Below are 19,191 nucleotides of genomic sequence, written 5' to 3'. Positions count from 1 at the left end.
GTCAACATACCCTAATAAACAGTAAAATTTCACGATTGTAAAAAATAAGAGGCATGAGATGGGTGATTTAACCAATAGAATTATTTTAGTTACAGGGGCTTCCAGTGGAATTGGTCAGGCTTGTGCTCGATTGTGTGCGCAACATGGAGCTCGGTTAATACTCTGTGCTCGACGAGTCGAACGTCTCGAAGCCTTAGCAAAAGAGCTGACTCAACTTTATGGAGAGGAACATTACGTTTTACCTTTAGATGTATGTGATCATGAGCAAGTCAAAAAGCAATTGGGTTCTTTGCCGGGTCAATGGCAATCTATTGATGTATTAATTAACAATGCCGGATTGGCTTTAGATACTTTACCATTGCAAAAGGGAATTGAAGAGCATTGGGATATCATGATTGATACCAATATTAAAGGTCTACTTTATGTAAGCCGCGCTTTGATTCCTGGTATGTTAGAGCGAGGTCGTGGTCATGTAGTAAATATCAGTTCGGTGGCCGGACATGAATGTTATCCAAATGGTAATGTTTATTGTGCAACGAAACATGCAGTACATGCTCTTTCAAAATCAATGAGATTGGATATGTTAGGTAGTCCGGTTCGAGTTACAGAAATTGCTCCTGGCGCAGTAGAAACTGAATTTAGTGAAGTACGATGGAATGATAAACAAAAAGCAAGAGAATTTTATCAAGATTTTCAACCTTTATTAGCAGACGATATAGCAGATGCGATCGTGTATTGTATTACTCGCCCGCAACATGTGGATATCGAAGAAATGACGATTATGCCTACAGTACAAGCTTCTGCAAATCATTTATCGAGAAATATGAAATAAGTAAAGTTTGTGCAAAAATAGCACAGCCACATTCCTTTATGGTCTATCATTTTACATATAGGTGATGACTCATCCCGACTGAACCATTTAATAGCTTCAGATTGGGAGGTTGTGTTGGAGAGCGGTGTGCAAGCCTATGTAGTTAGTAGGAAGCCTAAAGTTCTACGTAAACCTCCATAGTAAATCAAGTAAGAGGCTCAGGATACGGGAAGTCGTTGCCTGTATTTCTGTGCATCAATCATAAATAGATAAAAAACAGATCGCTTTGATTAAATGTGATGCATATCGTATACTTAACCTACGTGAATTAGACTTGTAATAAGTGCCAGGAGGCTATTATGAAAAAACTAATTATCTCCGTAGTGTTAAGTACTCCGCTGTTCTTAACCGCCTTGCCTGCTTTTTCTGCTCCCCCCTCTGGTTTTGAGAGTCCAGCATTAAGGACAGACGTTTCTGGAGTTAACTATAATTTACCGAAAGTTACCAAATACGCCTATTGGGATCGATGGCATCACTGGGACAGGCATAGATGGCACAGATGGGACAGATGGCATCATTGGCAAAGACGGCATCATAGGCATCATTGGCACCATTGGTGATTTTTTAAGTTAAGTCTCTTGGGTTGCAATACAAAGGAAGAGATCATGAACAGATTAATACTTGCTTTAATGGTGTCAGGGATAACATTTTTAGTCACAGGATGTGTTACGGAGCGTGTTTATTATACGCCATCCTATACTAAAACGTACTATACCCCAGCGTATACGACGCCAGCTTACACCTATTCCGTTGGCTATCATACTAGTCCCTATTGGGATGTTGATTATTATAATGATAGCGATGCTTATTATTATGGTTATAACGATTTAGGTGATGTGGGTTATTGGGGTATGTACAATTCCTATCAAGTATATTAATTATATTCCCTGTTTCTACCGGTTTTACGGGACAGATCCTCGTAGTTAACTACGAGGATCTATTAAATTGGGTCTAATTTAATTTAGAATGAAGGATTTTATTTTAAGTTTTCCTATCTCAATCAAAATTTCCCAAGATTTTGGGGAGTGATTTATTTGAGTTATTCTTTAGCGCGAGAAACATACTCTCCTTTGCGAGTATCTACTTTAATTAACTCCCCGGTTTGTACAAATAAGGGGACACGTACAACCGCTCCAGTTTCTAAAATGGCTGGTTTTCCGCCACCTCCAGAAGTATCGCCTTTTAACCCCGGATCCGTTTCGGTAATTGCTAAAATTACAAAATTTGGTGGTGTCACTTGTATTGGTTCATTATTCCAAAGAGTTACGATACAGATATCTTGTTCTTTTAACCATTGTGCCGCGTCAGCGAGTGTTTCTTTGCTTAAGGCATATTGTTCAAAATTATCAGGAACCATAAAATGCCATTGTTCACCATCGTTATAAAGATATTGCATTTCTACATCGGCAACGTCAGCAGAGGGTAAGGTTTCATTCGATTTGAACGTGCGCTCTACAACTCGACCTGTCTTCAAGTTACGGATTTTTATGCGAGTAAAAGCTTGTCCTTTTCCTGGTTTTACAAATTCACAGTCGAGAATGGTGCATGGGGCGTCATCAACCATTACTTTCAAGCCATTTTTAAATTCATTGGTGCTATAAGTTGCCATTAGTGCTCCACAGTTGAGATTTTGTTCGGTTTTAGTTAAAGTTCGCACAGTTTATCAAGTCTGTGTAATTAATGCGAGATACCTCTTTAAGTTGGCAAAAAAATTTGGCGCAAGGTTTTACTTCAGTTACTGAATTATTGAATTTTCTGGAGCTACCCTTATCCGCTGGAAATGTAGACGCTGAAAAGCAATTTCCAAGTCGTGTTCCTTTAGGATTTGCAAGGCGTATGCAAAAAGGAAATCCTCGCGATCCTTTATTGCTCCAGGTTTTAGCGACCGAAAATGAATTACAGGGCAATGAAGGGTACAGTATCGATCCTTTAGAGGAGCGAAGCAGTAATCCAATTCGAGGATTAATGCATAAGTATTATGGTCGTGTTTTATTAACTTTGACCGGGGTTTGCGCTGTGAATTGCCGTTATTGCTTTCGCAGACATTTTCCATATCAAGACAATAATCCTGGCCGCAATGGATTTAAAGTCATTTGTGAATATATTGCCCAAGATTCCAGCATTACAGAAGTAATTTTAAGTGGCGGTGATCCCTTATTGGCATCCGATTTGGTACTGGCCGAGTTAATAAAACAATTGGAAGAAATTCCTCATTTGCACACTTTGCGTATCCATACACGGATCCCCGTGGTTTTTCCCGAGCGGATCGAACAAGGCTTACTTTCCTTATTAAAAACAACCCGATTCAACAAGGTCATTGTGTTGCATTGTAACCATGCGCAGGAACTGGATGATTCGGTAGGACAAGCGTTGCGTGAGCTACAACAAATAGGATGCCATTTGCTGAATCAAACTGTTTTATTAGCAGGAATAAATGATGATGCGCATATTTTGGCTGATTTGAGTCAAACTTTATTCGCATATGGGGTTTTACCTTATTATTTACATCGATTGGATAAAGTAAAAGGAGCGGCTCATTTTGATTTGCCTTTTGATACGGTACAAGCGATTTATCAGCAACTACAGAATCTTGTGCCAGGATATCTTTTGCCCCGCTTGGTATGTGAAGAGCCAGGAAAATTAAGTAAAACTCTATTAATTTAAACTTTGCTTTCTCTAAAAAAAATTGCAATAAAATAGTATTTATCCCGAATGAAATAATTTTTAAGAGATAAAGAATGAAAAAATTACCTGTATTAAGTCCTGGAGACGCGATTGAAATTATTGCACCTTCATCTCGCAGTACGGACAGTCAATTGCTTGAATTAAAAGAATTATTGGAGTCTTGGGGGTTAAAATGTATCGTTCAAGAAGATATTTTTGCTCAGGATGTATTATGTGCCAATACAGATGAGATGCGTTTTAAACATTTGAAAAACGCCTTATGCAATCCCCAAACAAAAGCAGTAATTTGTGTGCGTGGCGGTTACGGTTCTACGCGTTTGATCCCAAAATTAGCCGAAATTGAGCCTCCGGAAGTGGTTAAGCTATTTATAGGTATCAGCGACATCACGTGTCTGCATCTCTATTTGCAACAACATTGGGATTGGCCAACAATTCATGGTGCTGCTGCGCCTGATAAATTTTCCAGAGAATCAATTGCTGCTGTAAAGTCAATTTTGTTTGGTGAGGCATCGGCTAAGTTCACTGGCTTAATCCCATTGAATAAATATGCGCAAAATGAGGGTTTTATTAAGTCTCAGGTAACTGGTGGCAATTTAGCAATCATTCAATCTGGAGTTGGTACGTGTTGGCAAATGGATGGTCGAGATAAAATTATTTTGCTCGAAGAAATTGGTGAGCGGGGATACCGTGTTGATCGAATGCTGGAGCATTTAAAGCAAGCAAACATTTTTACATCGGCTGCTGCAATTATAGTTGGAGATTTTCTCAATGGTCATGAACCAAACGGTTCTTCTCTGATTGAGCCAATTTTACAACGATTTGCTGAAAGTACTGCTATCCCAGTACTAAGAATTGCAGGAATAGGTCATGGTCACATTAATTTTCCTATTCCTTTGGGAACAGAGGCACATTTGCAATTGGGTCAAAATGCCCAATTAACGTGTTTTCGTTAATCTGGATTTTGCAAAGCGGATCCTAAGTTACCTACTATTACAGGTTTTCCTGGTTACGATGGCCTCTTTATGAGGTTGCTGCTGTTAAATAGTAGTTCCATCATCCTGATAGAGCTTAATCAGTTTTTCTTGGGCGCAATTAGTTCCTTGAGTTACTGGCTTATAACTGCCGTCACTTTGCATTTCCCAAGTATTGCTGTTGTCTTTGAGGTAGTTTTTAATAATTTCTTGCTTGATCCGCTTTTTACAGTTTTCATCCAGAATGGGGAACATAATTTCAATACGGTGATATAAGTTTCTTTCCATCAGATCGGCGCTAGAACAAAAATAATGTTCATTTTCATGAATACGAAAATAAAATACTCGATGATGCTCCAGGAAGCGTCCAATGTAGGAAAGTACGCGGATATTTTCCGAAACCCCGGGTATTCCTGGTTTGAGACAACAAACCCCGCGCACAAGCAAATTTATTTTCACCCCGGCTTGTGATGCCTTATATAAGGCTTGAATTATAGTTTTATCAGCTAGTCCATTTACTTTCAAAAGGATTTCTGTGTCTCCTTTTTTTAATGCAGCGGCAGTGCATTGCTCGATATATTGCAACAGTGTTTTTTGTAACGTAAATGGCGAATGACTAAGTGCTTTGAGTTTAACTACTTTGCCAAGACCAGTTAACTGTTGAAAAATGATTTGAATATCAGAGGTGATTGTAGGTTCACAAGTTAATAAACCCAAGTCAGTGTATCGTTTTGCTGTGTATTCATGGTAGTTTCCAGTACTTAAATGGACGTAACGCTTTAATTTCCCATGAGATCGTCGAACAACCAGGGTCATTTTAGCATGAGTTTTATACCCTACCACCCCATAAAGCACGAGAATGCCTGCGGCATGTAAACGGTTTGCTAATTTAAGATTGGATTCTTCATCAAACCGGGCCCGTAACTCGATAACCGCCGTCACTTCCTTCCCTGAATGTGCCGCATCAACCAAAGCATCGACCATTACAGATTCTGAACGAGTACGATATAAAGTTTGGCTAATTGCCAGGACATTGGGATCGCTTGCTGCCTGTCTTACAAAATCAATAACGAGTTCAAAACTTTGATAGGGGTGATGGAGGAGGATGTCTTGCTCATCAATTACATTGAATAGATTTCGTTCTGATCTGGGAAATTGGGGGTATTGCGCTGTAAAGAGTGGATAATTCAAGTCAGGTCTATCAATGCTGTTAATCGCAGTTAAATGGCGTTGTATGTTAACGGGTCCATCACAATAATAGGTATCTTCATGACGTAGATGATATTTTTGCAATAAAAAGTCGACAATTTTTTCAGGGCAATTTTTTTCAATTTCGAGTCGCACCACATGACCATAATGACGAGAAAAGATTTCGCGTTGCACGGCTTTTGCCAAATCATCAATTTCTTCCTCGCGTAAAAAAAGATCGCTATTTCGGGTAAGACGAAAAGAATAACAGCCACTTATCTCCATTCCTGGAAATAAACTATCAACATGGGTAGTAATGATAGAAGAGAGATGAACAAAATAATGAGCATCTCCACATAACTCTGAAGGCAAATGAATGACTCTGGGAATCGATCGTGGGGCATGCACTACTGCATAATTAATATTACGGTCAAATGCATCTTTACCACTTAGAGAAATAATAAAGTTTAAGCTTTTGTTAATCAGTTGTGGCAAAGGATGTGCCAAATCAAGAGCTATAGGGCTAATTACTGGTTGAATCTCATGTTTAAAATAGTGTTTTGCCCATAAATGGATGTCATCGGTCCATTGTTCCGTATCAAGAAAATAAATTTTTTCCTTCGCTAATGCGGGAAGAAGTTGTTTATTAAATATGGAGTACAGCTGATCAATGAGTTTATGTGTTTTTTGGCTAATTTGGCTAAATGCTTCATCAGATCGCAAACCATCAATAGTTAATTTTCCTGATGACATGGCAATCTTTTCTTTAAGCCCGGCAACACGTATTTCAAAAAACTCATCAAGGTTACTGCTGCAAATACTAAGAAAACGCATTCTTTCCAGTAAAGGAACGCGTTCATCATTAGCCAGCATCAGAACTCGCTGATTAAATGCGATAATAGAGAATTCTCTATTGATATAGTATTCTGGATTATCAAACACAGTTTCCAAGGGTAACTCCATTATTTTATTACAAAAAGTAATATGACCTGGCTATGTTACTATTAGCGCTGTTAACGAACCAGAAAAAAACATACTACTATAAATCCTATAAATCCGTAAAAGGGTGATAAATTCCAAAAAGTTAAAGCAAGAAAAAATACAAAACAACACAGAGCAATTGGGATGGAAAAATACATATTTAAAACGCCTTGAGCAACTGAGTAACTGGCTGCTGCGAGTAAGGCTAATGCCCCATATTGTACGCCAATCATTATTTTCCGCATTCCAGGTCCATTATGGCTCGTAAGCCAATGATAACCTAGTATGGCCATCAATAATCCTGGCAAATTAAGACTAAGAACGGCAAGAACTAAACCGGTAATTCCTGCAGCTTTATATCCAATAAGGGCAGATAATTTAACACCGGTTAATCCTGGAAAAATAAAGCTTGAGCCCACCATGGCGATAAACTCTTCCTGTCCTATCCAGTGTCGATAATCAACAGCTTCATACTCCAACAGCTTTAGCATTGAATTCCCACCTCCTAATGAGATAAGGCCAATTTTTCCAAAGCTTAGGACGATCGCAAACAAGGTGTTTATCATAATTTCAGTAAATTTTTCAGGAAAGTTACATATTGGCAGGAAACAGGTTCATCCAGCAAGTGTTTGGAAATAGTCTCCACCAAATGAAGTGATTTTCCCTCGATACATAAGCTAAAATAAATTTGGTTGCATGCTTCGAGACGAGCGAGCTCAATTTTTACGGTGGGGTTTGTCGGTAATTTATAGATAAGTGCTTCTTTTTTAACATAAACCTCAACTCCCTCCTGTTCAACTTGTTGTGTTATTTCTCGTAAATCGGGGGAGAGAGGATGGTCTTGATGGTCACTAAGAATTATTTTGGCGCCATAGCCTGCAGCATGGCTTGATTGTTTGATTAGAGGCTTGTAAATCAATTGTTCTCTGCGTTTCTTAATGTTGTAACTTGTTCCTGGCAGCAAATAATAGCAATCTTCTCTATGTTTTTGCTTGTATTGAGTTAGATCCAGTAATGACTTATCAATAGTATTTAAAACAATTATCTTATTATCCGGCCAAAAATAACGCGTCTCCCATTTTATCTGTTCGTCTTTTTTATCCACTAAATTTGCCAAAGACAAGCTTGTTTTGGGAGTAAATTCGAAATTCCAAACCAAACGTTGGTTCATGCTTAATTGCTACTCTTAAAATAAAGAGTATATACTACACCTTTATTATGCAAAGCAAGGGAAGGTATTGATATTATGGCCATTCTGTTTTTTTTAGTGTACCTAATTTTTACTTTAATTGTTCTTTATAGAGCAATGAATCCATTAGTTTGGGAATTGGGAAGCGTTTTTTACTTGATTGTTGCCACGTTTGCTATTGGCTTACCTTGGAGCATTGGCTTTCTGCTCTGGCTGGTGATTATTGTGGCATTACTCGTAGTCTACCTTGAGCCGTTACGCGCAACGATTGCCGATTATCTTTATAAGACAGCTGGTAAGTCGGTTCCTAAGTTATCCAAAACAGAGGAAGAAGCACTTAATGCAGGTGATACTTGGTTAGAGCAAGATATTTTTACTGGAACACCTGATTGGAACAGATTAGCGAATGTGTCTACAGAGCTTTCAGCAGAAGAACAAGCATTTCTTGATAATGAAACGAACACTTTATGCAGCATGATCGATGAGTGGGAAATTAGCCAAACTCGTGATTTGCCAGAAAAAGTTTGGACATATATGAAGGAAAATGGATTTTTTGGGTTGGTAATTCCAAAGGAGTATGGTGGTAAGGGATTCTCAGCGCGTGCGCATTCTGATGTGGTAATGAAAATATCCAGTCGCTCGGGTGTCGCTGCGGTGACGGTAATGGTACCTAATTCCTTAGGCCCAGGTGAATTAATCAATTATTATGGAACAGAGGAACAAAAGAATCATTACTTACCACGCCTTGCAAAAGGTATTGATATTCCGTGTTTTGCTTTAACCGAACCAGGGGCAGGTAGTGATGCAACCTCTATTCAGTCAACTGCAGTTGTCATGAAGAAAAAAGTTGATGGCAAGATGGTGCTCGGATTAAACATTACTTTAGATAAACGTTGGATTACTTTAGCACCTGTAGCAACCTTAATTGGTCTTGCAGTGAATGTGAAAGATCCCGATAATTTGTTGCAGGGTGAAGGGGAGGAAGGAATCACTTGTGTGTTGATTCCACGCGATACCAAAAATCTGGAAATTGGTAATCGTCATTTACCTTCTGATCAACCATTTATGAACGGCACGATTCGTGGAAAAGATATTTTTGTACCAATCACAACCGTGATTGGAGGGCAGAAACGAATAGGTAATGGATGGCAAATGTTAGTTGAATGCCTATCGATTGGTCGTTCCATTTCTTTACCGGCGCTTGGAGCGGGTTCTTCCTCTTCGTGTTATCTCGCAACGAGTGCTTTTGCGCGCATACGCTGTCAATTTAATGTAGAAATTGGCCAATTTGAAGGAGTTGAAGAAAAACTCGCAGAAATCGCTGGTTTAAATTATTTGATTAATTCAAATCGGTTATTGACTGTAGCCGCTGTGAATGAGCATAAAAAACCTTCCGTGGCTTCGGCGATTGCGAAATATTTTAATACAGAATTAGCGCGATCAGTGGTCAATGCATCGATGGATGTGCATGCCGGACGAGCTGTGGTTGTTGGTCCACGTAATTATCTCACTAATTTTTACAACGGAGTTCCTATTTCCATTACTGTGGAAGGAGCAAATGTGATGTCACGCAACTTGTTAATTTTTGGACAAGGTTCGATGGCATGTCATCCATACATCCGCCATGAGTTTTATGCAATTTCCAATCAGGATAAAGATGCTTTTAGAGAGGTTATCTGGAAGCATATTCAATATTTCATGCAAAATTTTGCCAAAACAATTTGTTCGGGATGGACTGGTGGAATGTTCATTAGGGCTCCTAAGCAAAAAATGAAACGTGAGTATCAACGTTTGGCACGTTTGAGCCACGCTTATGCCTGGCTTGCGGATTTGTCTTTGATTGTACTCGGTGGGGATTTAAAACGTAAGGAGCGGCTCTCAGCGCGTCTTGCCGATGGAATGTCCTATCTTTATATGGCAATGGGTGTTTTGCGTAATGTGCAATTGAATGATGAGAATCCTGATGATTTATTGCATGCCCAATGGGCAGTTTCCTATTGTTTTTATCATGCGCAACGAGCAATGATCGCATTATGTTACAATTTCCCATCCAGATTTTTGGGCATTTTTGCACGCGTATTGGCATTTCCTTTGGGGCAAACTATGCGTTATCCAACAGATAAGTTGGATCAGAAATTAGCTCGATTAATGACCACGAATAATCAGTATCGCGATCGACTGAAAAACATCGTTTACTTAAGTGGTGATCCGAAACAACCTATAGACAAAGTGGAGCATGCTTTACAGCAAATTATTAAAACAGATGAACTTGTCAAAAAAGTGGGAGATATAAGACGGATTAAATTTGGTAAATTAAGCGATAAATTAAAAGAGAAAGTTGCCAATAATGAACTCACTCAAGAGGAAATGGAGGCCTTACTTGCAACTGAAGCGGCTCGATGGGACGCTATTTTAGTTGATGAGTTTACTTTTGATTCAATGAAAAACCAATTATTTAACTCGGTTATTAATGAAATTAAATCGCCCTTTATGCAGGAAGATGCTTCCTCTTAAAGAATGGATTCCCGCGGGAAACCGCGGGGGGCTAATTTGGGGAGATTTTTAGGTTTTTCCCAGGAAACAAAGAATGAGAGAGCGCGTAAAACTTGGTTCATGCACCCTATATTTACAAATCTTTAACAGGTGAGCTAAAAACAGTTGTGCTGTAAGCAGCGCTGTTTTGCTATAATTAAGTCAATACGATAAACAGAATTCGCGTGAGAGATTAATTTTATGGCTGAAAATGTATCTGTGGTATCATCCAAAAGCGAGAAACCATTAATTAGAGAAAATCTCTTAAAAATAATTAAAATGGCAGAAAATTCAATAGAAATAGCAGAATATGCCAGAAAAGCAGTTCATCAAATAATTGCAACCTATAAATCGCCAGAGAAAATGAAAATTGGGGAGCAAATAGGAAAGACATTTGATGAAATTACTCAACTTGCAATATACCAATGTTCCCCACAAGAATCTCGAACATGGGCGGGTAAGCCGCCTGTTTCCAAGAAAGAAAGCATGCATCGCGGGATCACACAAGAAGCGGTGGATATATTATCGAAAGAAAATTATCCTGGTATTCGATTCGATTTCGGGATCAGTAAGGATGGACATTTTGTTCGAGGATATGCTTCTACTGAGAAAGGAGCCCCTCCATTTGAAAAGAAAACAGAGGATTTATTAGATAGCTTGTTTAATGCATGGTTAGCTAATAACCATCAAGTTGAAACTGAAAAGGGTTATTTCTTTAAAAAGGACTCCGATGGTAATACACGAAAACTGACTGCTGAGGAAGTGGAAGAGTTAATGTCCGATTCAGGTCAAGAATTCAAGGATTATTTAGAAAGTAATAATTTTCAAACCGCAATTGTGTCACGACATCGTGAATATCCAGGTGAGCAAAGATTGGCGGAAGCCAAAAAAGCTACAGTCCAGAAAGCTGTCGAGAAAGCTGTAGAAAGAGTAATGGAGTCTGAAGAAGCGGAAAAAGTCGAGCCCGAAATCCAACCTACAGGTATTGGCCCCTCCTAGAGTTAGGACCTTTTACCCCGAGTAAGCCTTAGCAAGGTAGTAGTTATTTATTACATGTAGTGAGATGATTCTGTGTTAAATCTTATTCACTGCATGTAATCGCTCTATAGTCCCTATATCAAACCAAATGCCATCATATAAACAAGCAGTTACTTTATTTTGTTCAGCATATTGCCGGATTATAGGTGCAACCGAATAGCGACCTTGTTTGTATTGTGTAAATATCTGTGGATTGTAGCAGCAAATACCTGCAAGGGTATATTTTCGATTTGCGTTACTCAACTGAGTTTGATTGATTAAGCCGAAGTCTCCGCGGTGATTAAGTGCTGGATTTTTATTTACTAAAATTACATGAATTGCATGAGTATTTTCTGGTTGTAATTGAGAAAAATCAAAATCGGTGTAGATATCTGCATTGACAGTAATAAAAGGTTTATCTCCGAGTTGCGGCAGGGCATTTACAATGCCACCTCCTGTTTCCAAGCCTCCAGGAGGTTCTGGAGAATAACAAATTTCAATTCCCCAGCGTGTTCCGTTGCCTAAATACTGACGAATTTTTCCGCCAAGATAGGCATGGTTTATTACTAATCGTTCAAAACCAGCCTTTGCTAAATTGATTACATGATGTTCTATTAAAGGTTTTCCTTTAACAATACACAGAGCTTTGGGGCGGACATCAGTAAGCGGTTTTAAACGGTCGCCACGTCCAGCAGCCAATATCATCGCAGTTTTCATGGTAGATAAACTCTCATTTGCATAAATTGGAAGAGTGGATGTAATTCTGCATAAGTTTCTGTGCATTCAAGTACATATTTTAAGGTTAAAGGTAAGTCTCTAAGATAGCCAGATTTGTTGTCTCTTAAATGCAAGCGACAAAAAATTCCTAAAACTTTTATGTGTCGTTGTAAGCCACAAAGATCAAATGCTCGGATAAATTCAGGCAAAGAATAATCCTTGGTTAAAGTACTTTGAGTGTAAAAAAACTCAACTAACTCTAGAATTTTACTTCGTGGCCATGAAATATAGCAATCTTTGAGCAAAGAAACCAAATCATAAGTGAACGGACCAATCATTGCGTCTTGAAAGTCGATAACTCCCAAGGTTGATTCCACTTCATTTTGTAAAAGCATCAGATTGCGAGAATGATAATCACGATGAATAAAAGTTAAAGGTTGCCGTGCTACTTCTGTGGCAATCCATTCCATGGATTGTTGCACTAAAGTCCTTTCATCCGGGTGCAGTTGCAAATCAAGATATGTGTTAAAAAACCATTCGGAACATAAACTCATTTCTTTGAGCATATGTGTTTTATCAAATACTGCAAGCATTGGATCATGAATTGAACAAGTTTGAATTTTAAATAAAGTGTTTATGGCCTGACGATAATGAGCATTCATGTTTTCAGGGTTAAGAACATTCAAAAGAAGTTGATCTCCTAAATCACTTAATAATAAGAATCCATCTGCTAAATTCATTGCTAGAATTTTTGGAGTATAAACTCCTGCTTTCTCAAGCGTTTGTGCAATATGTATAAAAGGTTTTAGATCCTCCTTTCCTGGAGGCGCATCCATGATAACTTGCGTAATTCCATTATACTGAAGACGAAAATATCTTCTAAAACTCGCATCTCCGGCCAAAGGAGTTAATTGGAAATCTTGCTGTTTAAGCGTATGAATTAACCATTCTTTCAGTGCGTTTTCTCTTGCATGCATGGTATACTTCCCCATCATTATTTATGGTTGTAACTTATAACCAGGATCTCTTCTCTCATGAGTAGACAGAATAAAGAAGTAGGTTGTGGTATGAATTATACCGCAATACCCTTAGCGTAAGTGCGAGGATCTGTGATAAGTTACATGTTTTTTGTGTGCATAATAAGGCATTTTATTACCCGTGAACAAGATTTCATTTAAATGGTTCTTGATGAGCATATTTACGACTCTACTTATTTTGCTCATGGTAATTTATCATGCGTTAGCCTATTCTGCTTCTTTAATTAATGAACCAGTTCAAGCTTGTGTCATCGCACGTGATGTTGATTTAACGGATGCGGTTAGGTCGAGATTTGCCCAATGCCTGGGGTGGCATGACGATAAAAGCTCTCCTATTTGCCTTGGCTCGTACCAACCACTCACGGTCACCCCCCTTTCGTCGCCTGATGAAATAAGGATCATGGCGGACAAAGTTTCTTTTTATCAAGATAAGCCGTCAACTTTAACTGGTCATGTTGAGGTACAACAAGGCCAACGAATAGTCAATGCTCAAACAGCACATGTATATCGAGATCCCGAAAGTAAGCAGGTCACGAAAATTGAGTTTTTAGGTAATGTTCGTTATCTGGAGCCCGATCGATTATTGATTGCTCGCAAAGCAACAATTAATCCGCAGGATAAATCAGGTCAAACTGAAGATGTGCTCTACCGTTTTAATACCAATAAACATACGGCAATATTACCTGCATGGGGAAGAGCCAGCCTAATGCAGCGCTTTCCTAATTCAGATTATTTGTTACGTCAGGCGACTTACACTACCTGTGCGCCACAGGATAAAGCTTGGGATATTGAGGCTAAATCAATTGTTATCGACAACAAGAAAAAAATGGGGGTCGCCAGGAATGTGAAGTTGCGTATCCGTGACTGGCCTCTTCTATATGTTCCCTATCTGAGTTTTCCTACAACTAAAGAACGTAAATCAGGTTTCTTAATGCCTCTAGTTGGATATTCCAATGTAGGTGGTTTTGATCTGGGACTTCCTTATTATTGGAATATTGCACCAAACTACGATTTGACTCTAACTCCGCATCTTTACACCGAGCGGAATGTAATGTTAAGTGGAGAATTCCGATATTTAACTAAAAACAGTGTAGGATTTCTTACCGGGAGTTTTTTGCCGAATGATGCTGCATACCGGAATTTTTTGAACAATCATGTGGAAGAATTTCCTTCCTTTAAAGATAAGTCAACAAATCGATGGCTCTTTGGTGTTCGTGATACCACACAATTGAGTCCCAATTTGCGTTTAAATGTTAATGTTCACCAAGTTTCTGATGATTATTACTTTCAGGATTTCAGCACCAACTTGGCCCGGATCACCCAGCGACAGTTATTGCGTCAAGCCGATTTAACCTATTCAACGGAACATTGGACTTTTAGAAGTATGGTGCAAAGTTTTCAAACATTGCATCCGATCAATGAGCCGCCTATTCTTGATCAATATGAACGTTTACCGCAATTAAATGCTCGTGGCTATTATTATGAATTGCCTGCTCAGGCAAATTTAAATATAACAGGACAATATGATCAGTTTGTCTGGCCCGTCTCAACGCAATTTTTGAGAAGAAAAGTGCCCCAGGGTCCCAGGTTTCACCTTAACCCAATACTTTCCTTGCCGCAGCGAGCTAATTGGGGATTTATTACACCATCAGTAGAATTTGTAGAAAACTACTATCAAGTACAGAATAATTGGATTGATACGAACACTGAAGATAACCGATTTATTCCGCGTTTTAGTACTCATGGTGGTTTATTTTTTGACAGAAACTTTAACTGGAATGGTAATTCATATGCTCAAACTTTAGAGCCAAGTTTATATTATTTGTATGTTCCTTTTTATAATCAAAGTCAGCTGCCTATATATGATACAGCTAATATGATTTTTAATTTTGATCAGCTTTTTAGAACCAATCGTTTTTCAGGGTTTGATCGCATTGGTGATGCAAATCAATTATCCTATGCAGTGACTACTCGTTGGCTGTCAGAAAGAACAGGGGCTGAATTCGCTAGTCTTTCTGTTGGTCAAATCAAATATTTTTCAAATAGGCAAGTTCAACTTTGCCGCAGTCCGACAGGCATTTGTACTGCAAATCCTCTTGAAATTGGATATATATCTCCATTTTATGGAACGTCACCTATAGCTTCACGTGGGGTAATCTATTTTAATCCTAAATTTAAAGTCCTGGGTAATTATGTATGGGATCCTGCTACTTCCGCGACAAACAATGGTGGCTTAAACTTACAGTATCAACCTAAGCTGAATGCCGTTATTAATTTGGGCTACAGTTATCTAGTTAATGGAGATGTGACATCAGTTAGGAATAATGCAGGAGTAGATAATGCATTACATCAAGGAATAGTCTCTGCTGCTTGGCCAATAAGTGATCGATGGACTGCTGTTGGCGCATACAGTCAAAATATTAGTAAGGATTACAGTATGATGTCTTTATTAGGGATGCAATATGATAGTTGTTGCTGGGCGGTGAGAATTTTGGGCGGAAGAACGTTTAAGAGTTTAAGTGAAGAATATTTGCCCCGATATAATAACAACATCTATTTGCAAATTTTATTAAAAGGCTTAGGATCAGTGGCAAATAGTGATCCTGGAAATGTCTTGAATACTTATATTCCGGGGTACAGTGATCCATTTCATCATTAGATAGTGGTATAAATTAAAACAGAGCTGCTTGTTTTTTGAATAAAAATAACCTAAATTGCTCGAAAAAAAGTAATAAGGATTAACATGTATAAAAAAATAACCCTTGCATGCATATTGTTTGCTGTAGTTGGTGTGACAGAAGCGAAACAGTTATTGGATAAGGTGGTTGCCGTTGTTAATAATGGAGTCATCACGGCAAGCGAACTAAACAAACAAGTTGAATTAACAAAGAAACAAATTATAGCTCAAGGAATGCAAGTTCCAGGAGATTCTGTGTTGCGTAAGCAAGTACTTCAACATTTAATCGATGTGAATGTGCAGCTGCAAATGGCAAAGCAACATGGGCTTACGGTAGATGATACTGAATTAAATCAGGCGATTGAAAAAATTGCTACAGCGAACCACGCCACTGTAACCCAGCTTCGTGAGGAAATTACCAGGCAAGGGATGACTTGGGATGAGTACAGAGAAAATATTCGCAAAGAAATTCTCCTTTCTAACTTACAACAAAAGGCAGTAGGGAGAGACACTGTTGTTACGAATGAGCAAGTTGAACAATATCTTAAAACAGAAGGCGGAATAATCAACCGTTCTGCACTAACCTACCATCTTCAGAATATAGTTATTCCATTAAATGAAGAACCTACATCAGAAGAAGTAAAAAAAGCTAAAAGTAAAGCAGATTCTTTATTAGTGAAGATAAAAAATGGTGGCAATTTTAGCCGTCTGGCTATAGAAAATTCCAGTGGAGAATTTGCATTGGAAGGAGGAGATTTAGGTGAGCGTCATTTAGCCGAATTACCCGAATTGTTTGCAAAGGAAGTAGTGAACATGAAAGTGGGGCAAGTAGCAGGTCCCTTACGCGCAGGTAATGGTTTTCAGCTAATTAAACTGGTTTCTATTGGTGGAGACAACCAGCATCATGTCATTACCAAGACTCATGTCCGCCATATTCTATTAAAGCCTGATCCCAGTATGCTGCCTGAGGATTCGAAAAAACAAGTGACAAATATATATCAACAATTAAAGTCGGGCAAAGATTTTGCACTAATGGCAAAGCAATATTCCCTGGATTCATCCAGCGCAGTAAAAGGTGGTGATTTAGGTTGGGTTTCGCCAGGTGTGTTAGTCCCGGAGTTTGAGAAAGTAATGGATAAGCTTGCTGTCAATGAAATTAGTCCTCCGGTAAAATCACAATTTGGTTGGCATCTAATTCAAGTCCTTGGCCGTAAACAAGAAGATGATTCAGAAGCTTTTAAAAAGCAGCAAGTACGACAGTTTTTACAACAACGAAAGTTTGCTGAAGCAGTTCAAAATTGGCAACAACATATACGTTCAGATGCATATATAAATATTATTGAAAAGGAGCTGGCGTGAAGCCACTGCTTATTAGCAGCGGAGAGCCAGCTGGAGTTGGTCCAGATTTATGCTTGGCTCTTGCAGGATATGATTTTCCATTAGTGATTCTAGGAGATCAGGCAGTATTAGAGGCTAGAGCTAAAGAATTAAATTGCGATATTTGTTTTATACCCTATAAAAGAGGACAAGTTATTGAGCCTAAACCCGGTTATTTGACAGTATATCCTGTAATGTGTCCTGAGACAGTCGAAAGTGGCTGTCTTAATCTCAAAAATGCAACTTATGTTATAGAATTATTAAACCAGGCCGCTATATTATGTGGACAAGGTGATTTTTCTGGATTAATTACAGCTCCAGTCCACAAGGCAATCATAAACGAGGCGGGAATTTCATTTACTGGTCACACTGAGTTTTTTGCTCAATTTTACAAGGTAGATGTGGTGATGATGTTAGCGTGCAATGCGATGAAGGTCGCATTAGTTACTACACATCTTCCATTACGCATGGTGCCTGATGCAATTACTTCAGAGCTCATTATTAAAGTGATTACTCAGGTACACCAATCATTAATTCAAGATTTCAATATCAAAGATCCATGCATTAAAGTAGCCGGCTTAAATCCACATGCTGGCGAGTCAGGATATCTTGGACGAGAGGAAATTGAGATCATTACTCCCGCCTTAACTGTACTACAAAAACAAGGCATGAACGTTGAAGGACCAATGCCAGCAGATACTATGTTTATCAACAGTCATTTAAAACACTGTGATGCTTATGTTGCTATGTATCATGATCAAGGCTTACCAGTAATTAAGTATGCTGATTTCCATAATGCTGTTAATGTAACATTAGGGTTACCTATAATACGTACTTCAGTAGATCATGGAACTGCTCTAGAATTGGCGGGCAAAAATAGGCTTGATACGGGTTCAATGTTTGCTGCAGTCGATATGGCAAAGGCTATGGTATTATCTAGGATGAAATCATGATTAGTTTAATCGCTGCAATTGATGAGAATGGTGGATTAGGTTTCAATAATCAACTGCTTTGCCATTTACCTGCCGATTTACAACATTTTAAATCAATAACGATGGGAAAACCCATTATTATGGGAAGAAAAACATTCGATTCTATCGGAAAACCGTTACCTGGTCGCTTAAATATTGTGCTCAGCCGCAGTATAGAATCAATTAATGGCGTTACTGTTGTTGATTCTTTAGAGAACGCCATCAAGCAAACAAAAGATTTTTCTGAAATTATGATTATCGGCGGTGCAGAACTTTTTACTAAGGCCATGGAAAAAGCAAACCGTCTATATATAACACGTATACATCACCAATTTATCGCAGATGTTTATTTTCCAGAAATTGATGAAGCAATTTGGCATTGTTGTGATGAACAATTCAGACCCTGTGATGAAAAAAACAAATATGACATGACGTTTCGTACTTATGTGCGTACTAAATAATAATTACATTTCTACAGTTCGACTCACAACTAATTTCAACACCATATTTTAGTCTTACAATATCTTAGAGAATCTCTAGGTAGTAATCGATGAAACCTTTTATAAACCTCACCTCAATACTCAAATGTTGAAGTTAGGTTTAATTTTTTAATGCAAAAAATGCCCAGCATGCGCATGCAGTGATCGATATGGACTGCGGTAGATAAATTAAAGAAAACATTTTAAAAAAAATGCAAAAAGTGTTTGACACTGATGGTGAAATCAGTAGAATACGCAGCACGCCTTCGGGGCAAGTTCATTAAGAAGAGAGAAGACAAACTGTGTGGGCACTTTGAAGAACCTTTGAGTGCTAAGAAGAAATAAATAAGTAAAGAAGCTGGTTTTAAACTAGCACAGGAATTGAACTGAAGAGTTTGATCCTGGCTCAGATTGAACGCTGGCGGCATGCTTAACACATGCAAGTCGAACGGCAGCATTTTCTAGCTTGCTAGAGAGATGGCGAGTGGCGAACGGGTGA

Annotated in this window: 17 protein-coding genes and 1 rRNA gene; 12 read left to right on the top strand and 6 right to left on the bottom strand. The window is 38.5% G+C overall.

The window, feature by feature from the left end:
• The first annotated feature begins 58 nt into the window (after positions 1–58).
• The 3 genes from BW930_RS04550 to BW930_RS04540 all read left to right on the top strand — a co-directional run bounded on the left by BW930_RS04550 (position 59) and on the right by BW930_RS04540 (position 1,749).
• A complete protein-coding gene (locus BW930_RS04550; RefSeq protein WP_058467200.1) occupies positions 59–832 on the top strand; it encodes an SDR family NAD(P)-dependent oxidoreductase in 774 nt (257 codons plus the stop codon).
• Positions 833–1,170: 338 nt separating this feature from the next.
• Positions 1,171–1,431, top strand: coding sequence for a hypothetical protein (locus BW930_RS04545; protein WP_058467199.1), 261 nt, complete (start codon positions 1,171–1,173; stop codon positions 1,429–1,431).
• A gap of 45 nt (positions 1,432–1,476) precedes the next feature.
• Positions 1,477–1,749, top strand: coding sequence for a hypothetical protein (locus tag BW930_RS04540; protein ID WP_058467198.1), 273 nt, complete (start codon positions 1,477–1,479; stop codon positions 1,747–1,749).
• Positions 1,750–1,910: 161 nt separating this feature from the next.
• On the opposite strand, the gene efp is transcribed toward BW930_RS04540, so the two are convergent.
• The gene (efp, locus tag BW930_RS04535; protein WP_058467197.1) at positions 1,911–2,480 is read right to left on the bottom strand and encodes an elongation factor P; all 570 of its coding nucleotides are present in this window, start codon (positions 2,478–2,480) and stop codon (positions 1,911–1,913) included.
• Positions 2,481–2,551: 71 nt separating this feature from the next.
• On the opposite strand from efp, the gene epmB reads away from it, so the two are divergent.
• Both epmB and BW930_RS04525 read left to right on the top strand, forming a co-directional pair.
• Positions 2,552–3,535, top strand: a complete 984-nt coding sequence (epmB, locus tag BW930_RS04530; RefSeq protein WP_058467196.1) for an EF-P beta-lysylation protein EpmB — start codon at positions 2,552–2,554, stop codon at positions 3,533–3,535.
• A gap of 74 nt (positions 3,536–3,609) precedes the next feature.
• Entirely contained in the window at positions 3,610–4,509 is a 900-nt protein-coding gene (locus tag BW930_RS04525) for a S66 peptidase family protein (protein WP_058467195.1), read from the top strand.
• Between the two features lie 84 nt (positions 4,510–4,593).
• On the opposite strand, the gene ppk1 is transcribed toward BW930_RS04525, so the two are convergent.
• The 3 genes from ppk1 to BW930_RS04510 all read right to left on the bottom strand — a co-directional run bounded on the left by ppk1 (position 4,594) and on the right by BW930_RS04510 (position 7,867).
• Positions 4,594–6,666 (bottom strand): polyphosphate kinase 1, encoded by a 2,073-nt coding sequence (gene ppk1 / locus BW930_RS04520; protein ID WP_172461602.1) that lies wholly within the window; start codon positions 6,664–6,666, stop codon positions 4,594–4,596.
• A gap of 62 nt (positions 6,667–6,728) precedes the next feature.
• Positions 6,729–7,262, bottom strand: coding sequence for a chromate transporter (locus BW930_RS04515; RefSeq protein ID WP_058467193.1), 534 nt, complete (start codon positions 7,260–7,262; stop codon positions 6,729–6,731).
• Complete coding sequence (locus BW930_RS04510) at positions 7,259–7,867, bottom strand: hypothetical protein (RefSeq protein WP_058467192.1); 609 nt, start codon at positions 7,865–7,867, stop codon at positions 7,259–7,261. Before BW930_RS04510 ends, BW930_RS04515 begins: the two co-directional genes overlap by 4 nt.
• Before the next feature lie 75 nt (positions 7,868–7,942).
• Here BW930_RS04510 and BW930_RS04505 point away from each other — a divergent pair, with 75 nt between their 5' ends.
• On the top strand, positions 7,943–10,399 hold the full coding sequence (locus BW930_RS04505) for an acyl-CoA dehydrogenase (protein WP_058467191.1): 2,457 nt from the start codon (positions 7,943–7,945) through the stop codon (positions 10,397–10,399).
• 219 nt (positions 10,400–10,618) lie between these two features.
• Positions 10,619–11,416, top strand: a complete 798-nt coding sequence (locus BW930_RS04500) for a hypothetical protein (RefSeq protein ID WP_058467190.1) — start codon at positions 10,619–10,621, stop codon at positions 11,414–11,416.
• Between the two features lie 75 nt (positions 11,417–11,491).
• On the opposite strand, the gene murU is transcribed toward BW930_RS04500, so the two are convergent.
• Together murU and BW930_RS04490 are read right to left on the bottom strand one after the other, a co-directional pair.
• A complete protein-coding gene (murU, locus tag BW930_RS04495) occupies positions 11,492–12,151 on the bottom strand; it encodes an N-acetylmuramate alpha-1-phosphate uridylyltransferase MurU (protein WP_058467189.1) in 660 nt (219 codons plus the stop codon).
• A complete protein-coding gene (locus tag BW930_RS04490) occupies positions 12,148–13,128 on the bottom strand; it encodes an aminoglycoside phosphotransferase family protein (RefSeq protein WP_058467188.1) in 981 nt (326 codons plus the stop codon). The genes murU and BW930_RS04490 overlap by 4 nt, the downstream gene beginning before the upstream one ends.
• 211 nt (positions 13,129–13,339) lie before the next feature.
• Here BW930_RS04490 and BW930_RS04485 point away from each other — a divergent pair, with 211 nt between their 5' ends.
• The 5 genes from BW930_RS04485 to BW930_RS04465 all read left to right on the top strand — a co-directional run.
• Positions 13,340–15,847, top strand: a complete 2,508-nt coding sequence (locus BW930_RS04485) for an LPS-assembly protein LptD (RefSeq protein ID WP_058467187.1) — start codon at positions 13,340–13,342, stop codon at positions 15,845–15,847.
• Positions 15,848–15,931: 84 nt separating this feature from the next.
• Entirely contained in the window at positions 15,932–17,224 is a 1,293-nt protein-coding gene (locus BW930_RS04480; protein ID WP_058467186.1) for a peptidylprolyl isomerase, read from the top strand.
• On the top strand, positions 17,221–18,195 hold the full coding sequence (pdxA, locus tag BW930_RS04475; protein WP_058467185.1) for a 4-hydroxythreonine-4-phosphate dehydrogenase PdxA: 975 nt from the start codon (positions 17,221–17,223) through the stop codon (positions 18,193–18,195). Before BW930_RS04480 ends, pdxA begins: the two co-directional genes overlap by 4 nt.
• Positions 18,192–18,674 carry a dihydrofolate reductase gene (locus BW930_RS04470; protein WP_058467184.1) on the top strand — a complete coding sequence of 161 codons (483 nt, stop codon included), beginning with the start codon at positions 18,192–18,194 and terminating at the stop codon, positions 18,672–18,674. Before pdxA ends, BW930_RS04470 begins: the two co-directional genes overlap by 4 nt.
• A 401-nt stretch (positions 18,675–19,075) precedes the next feature.
• Positions 19,076–19,191, top strand: a 16S ribosomal RNA gene (locus BW930_RS04465); the annotation flags it as partial.

This window comes from Fluoribacter gormanii, from assembly GCF_900156395.1.
GTDB classification, from domain to species: Bacteria; Pseudomonadota; Gammaproteobacteria; order Legionellales; family Legionellaceae; genus Legionella; species Legionella gormanii.
Note: the sequence above shows the minus strand (reverse complement) of the source record. Positions and strands in the feature narration are given on the sequence as shown.

Coding starts and splice junctions, on each gene's coding strand:
- BW930_RS04545 (WP_058467199.1), top strand. CDS start 1,171: ATGAAAAAACTAATTATCTCCGTAGTGTTAAGTACTCCGCTGTTCTTA.
- BW930_RS04550 (WP_058467200.1), top strand. CDS start 59: ATGGGTGATTTAACCAATAGAATTATTTTAGTTACAGGGGCTTCCAGT.
- epmB (WP_058467196.1), top strand. CDS start 2,552: ATGCGAGATACCTCTTTAAGTTGGCAAAAAAATTTGGCGCAAGGTTTT.
- murU (WP_058467189.1), bottom strand. CDS start 12,151: ATGAAAACTGCGATGATATTGGCTGCTGGACGTGGCGACCGTTTAAAA.
- BW930_RS04470 (WP_058467184.1), top strand. CDS start 18,192: ATGATTAGTTTAATCGCTGCAATTGATGAGAATGGTGGATTAGGTTTC.
- efp (WP_058467197.1), bottom strand. CDS start 2,480: ATGGCAACTTATAGCACCAATGAATTTAAAAATGGCTTGAAAGTAATG.
- BW930_RS04490 (WP_058467188.1), bottom strand. CDS start 13,128: ATGCATGCAAGAGAAAACGCACTGAAAGAATGGTTAATTCATACGCTT.
- BW930_RS04500 (WP_058467190.1), top strand. CDS start 10,619: ATGGCTGAAAATGTATCTGTGGTATCATCCAAAAGCGAGAAACCATTA.
- BW930_RS04505 (WP_058467191.1), top strand. CDS start 7,943: ATGGCCATTCTGTTTTTTTTAGTGTACCTAATTTTTACTTTAATTGTT.
- BW930_RS04485 (WP_058467187.1), top strand. CDS start 13,340: ATGAGCATATTTACGACTCTACTTATTTTGCTCATGGTAATTTATCAT.
- BW930_RS04480 (WP_058467186.1), top strand. CDS start 15,932: ATGTATAAAAAAATAACCCTTGCATGCATATTGTTTGCTGTAGTTGGT.
- BW930_RS04525 (WP_058467195.1), top strand. CDS start 3,610: ATGAAAAAATTACCTGTATTAAGTCCTGGAGACGCGATTGAAATTATT.
- BW930_RS04510 (WP_058467192.1), bottom strand. CDS start 7,867: ATGAACCAACGTTTGGTTTGGAATTTCGAATTTACTCCCAAAACAAGC.
- BW930_RS04540 (WP_058467198.1), top strand. CDS start 1,477: ATGAACAGATTAATACTTGCTTTAATGGTGTCAGGGATAACATTTTTA.
- BW930_RS04515 (WP_058467193.1), bottom strand. CDS start 7,262: ATGATAAACACCTTGTTTGCGATCGTCCTAAGCTTTGGAAAAATTGGC.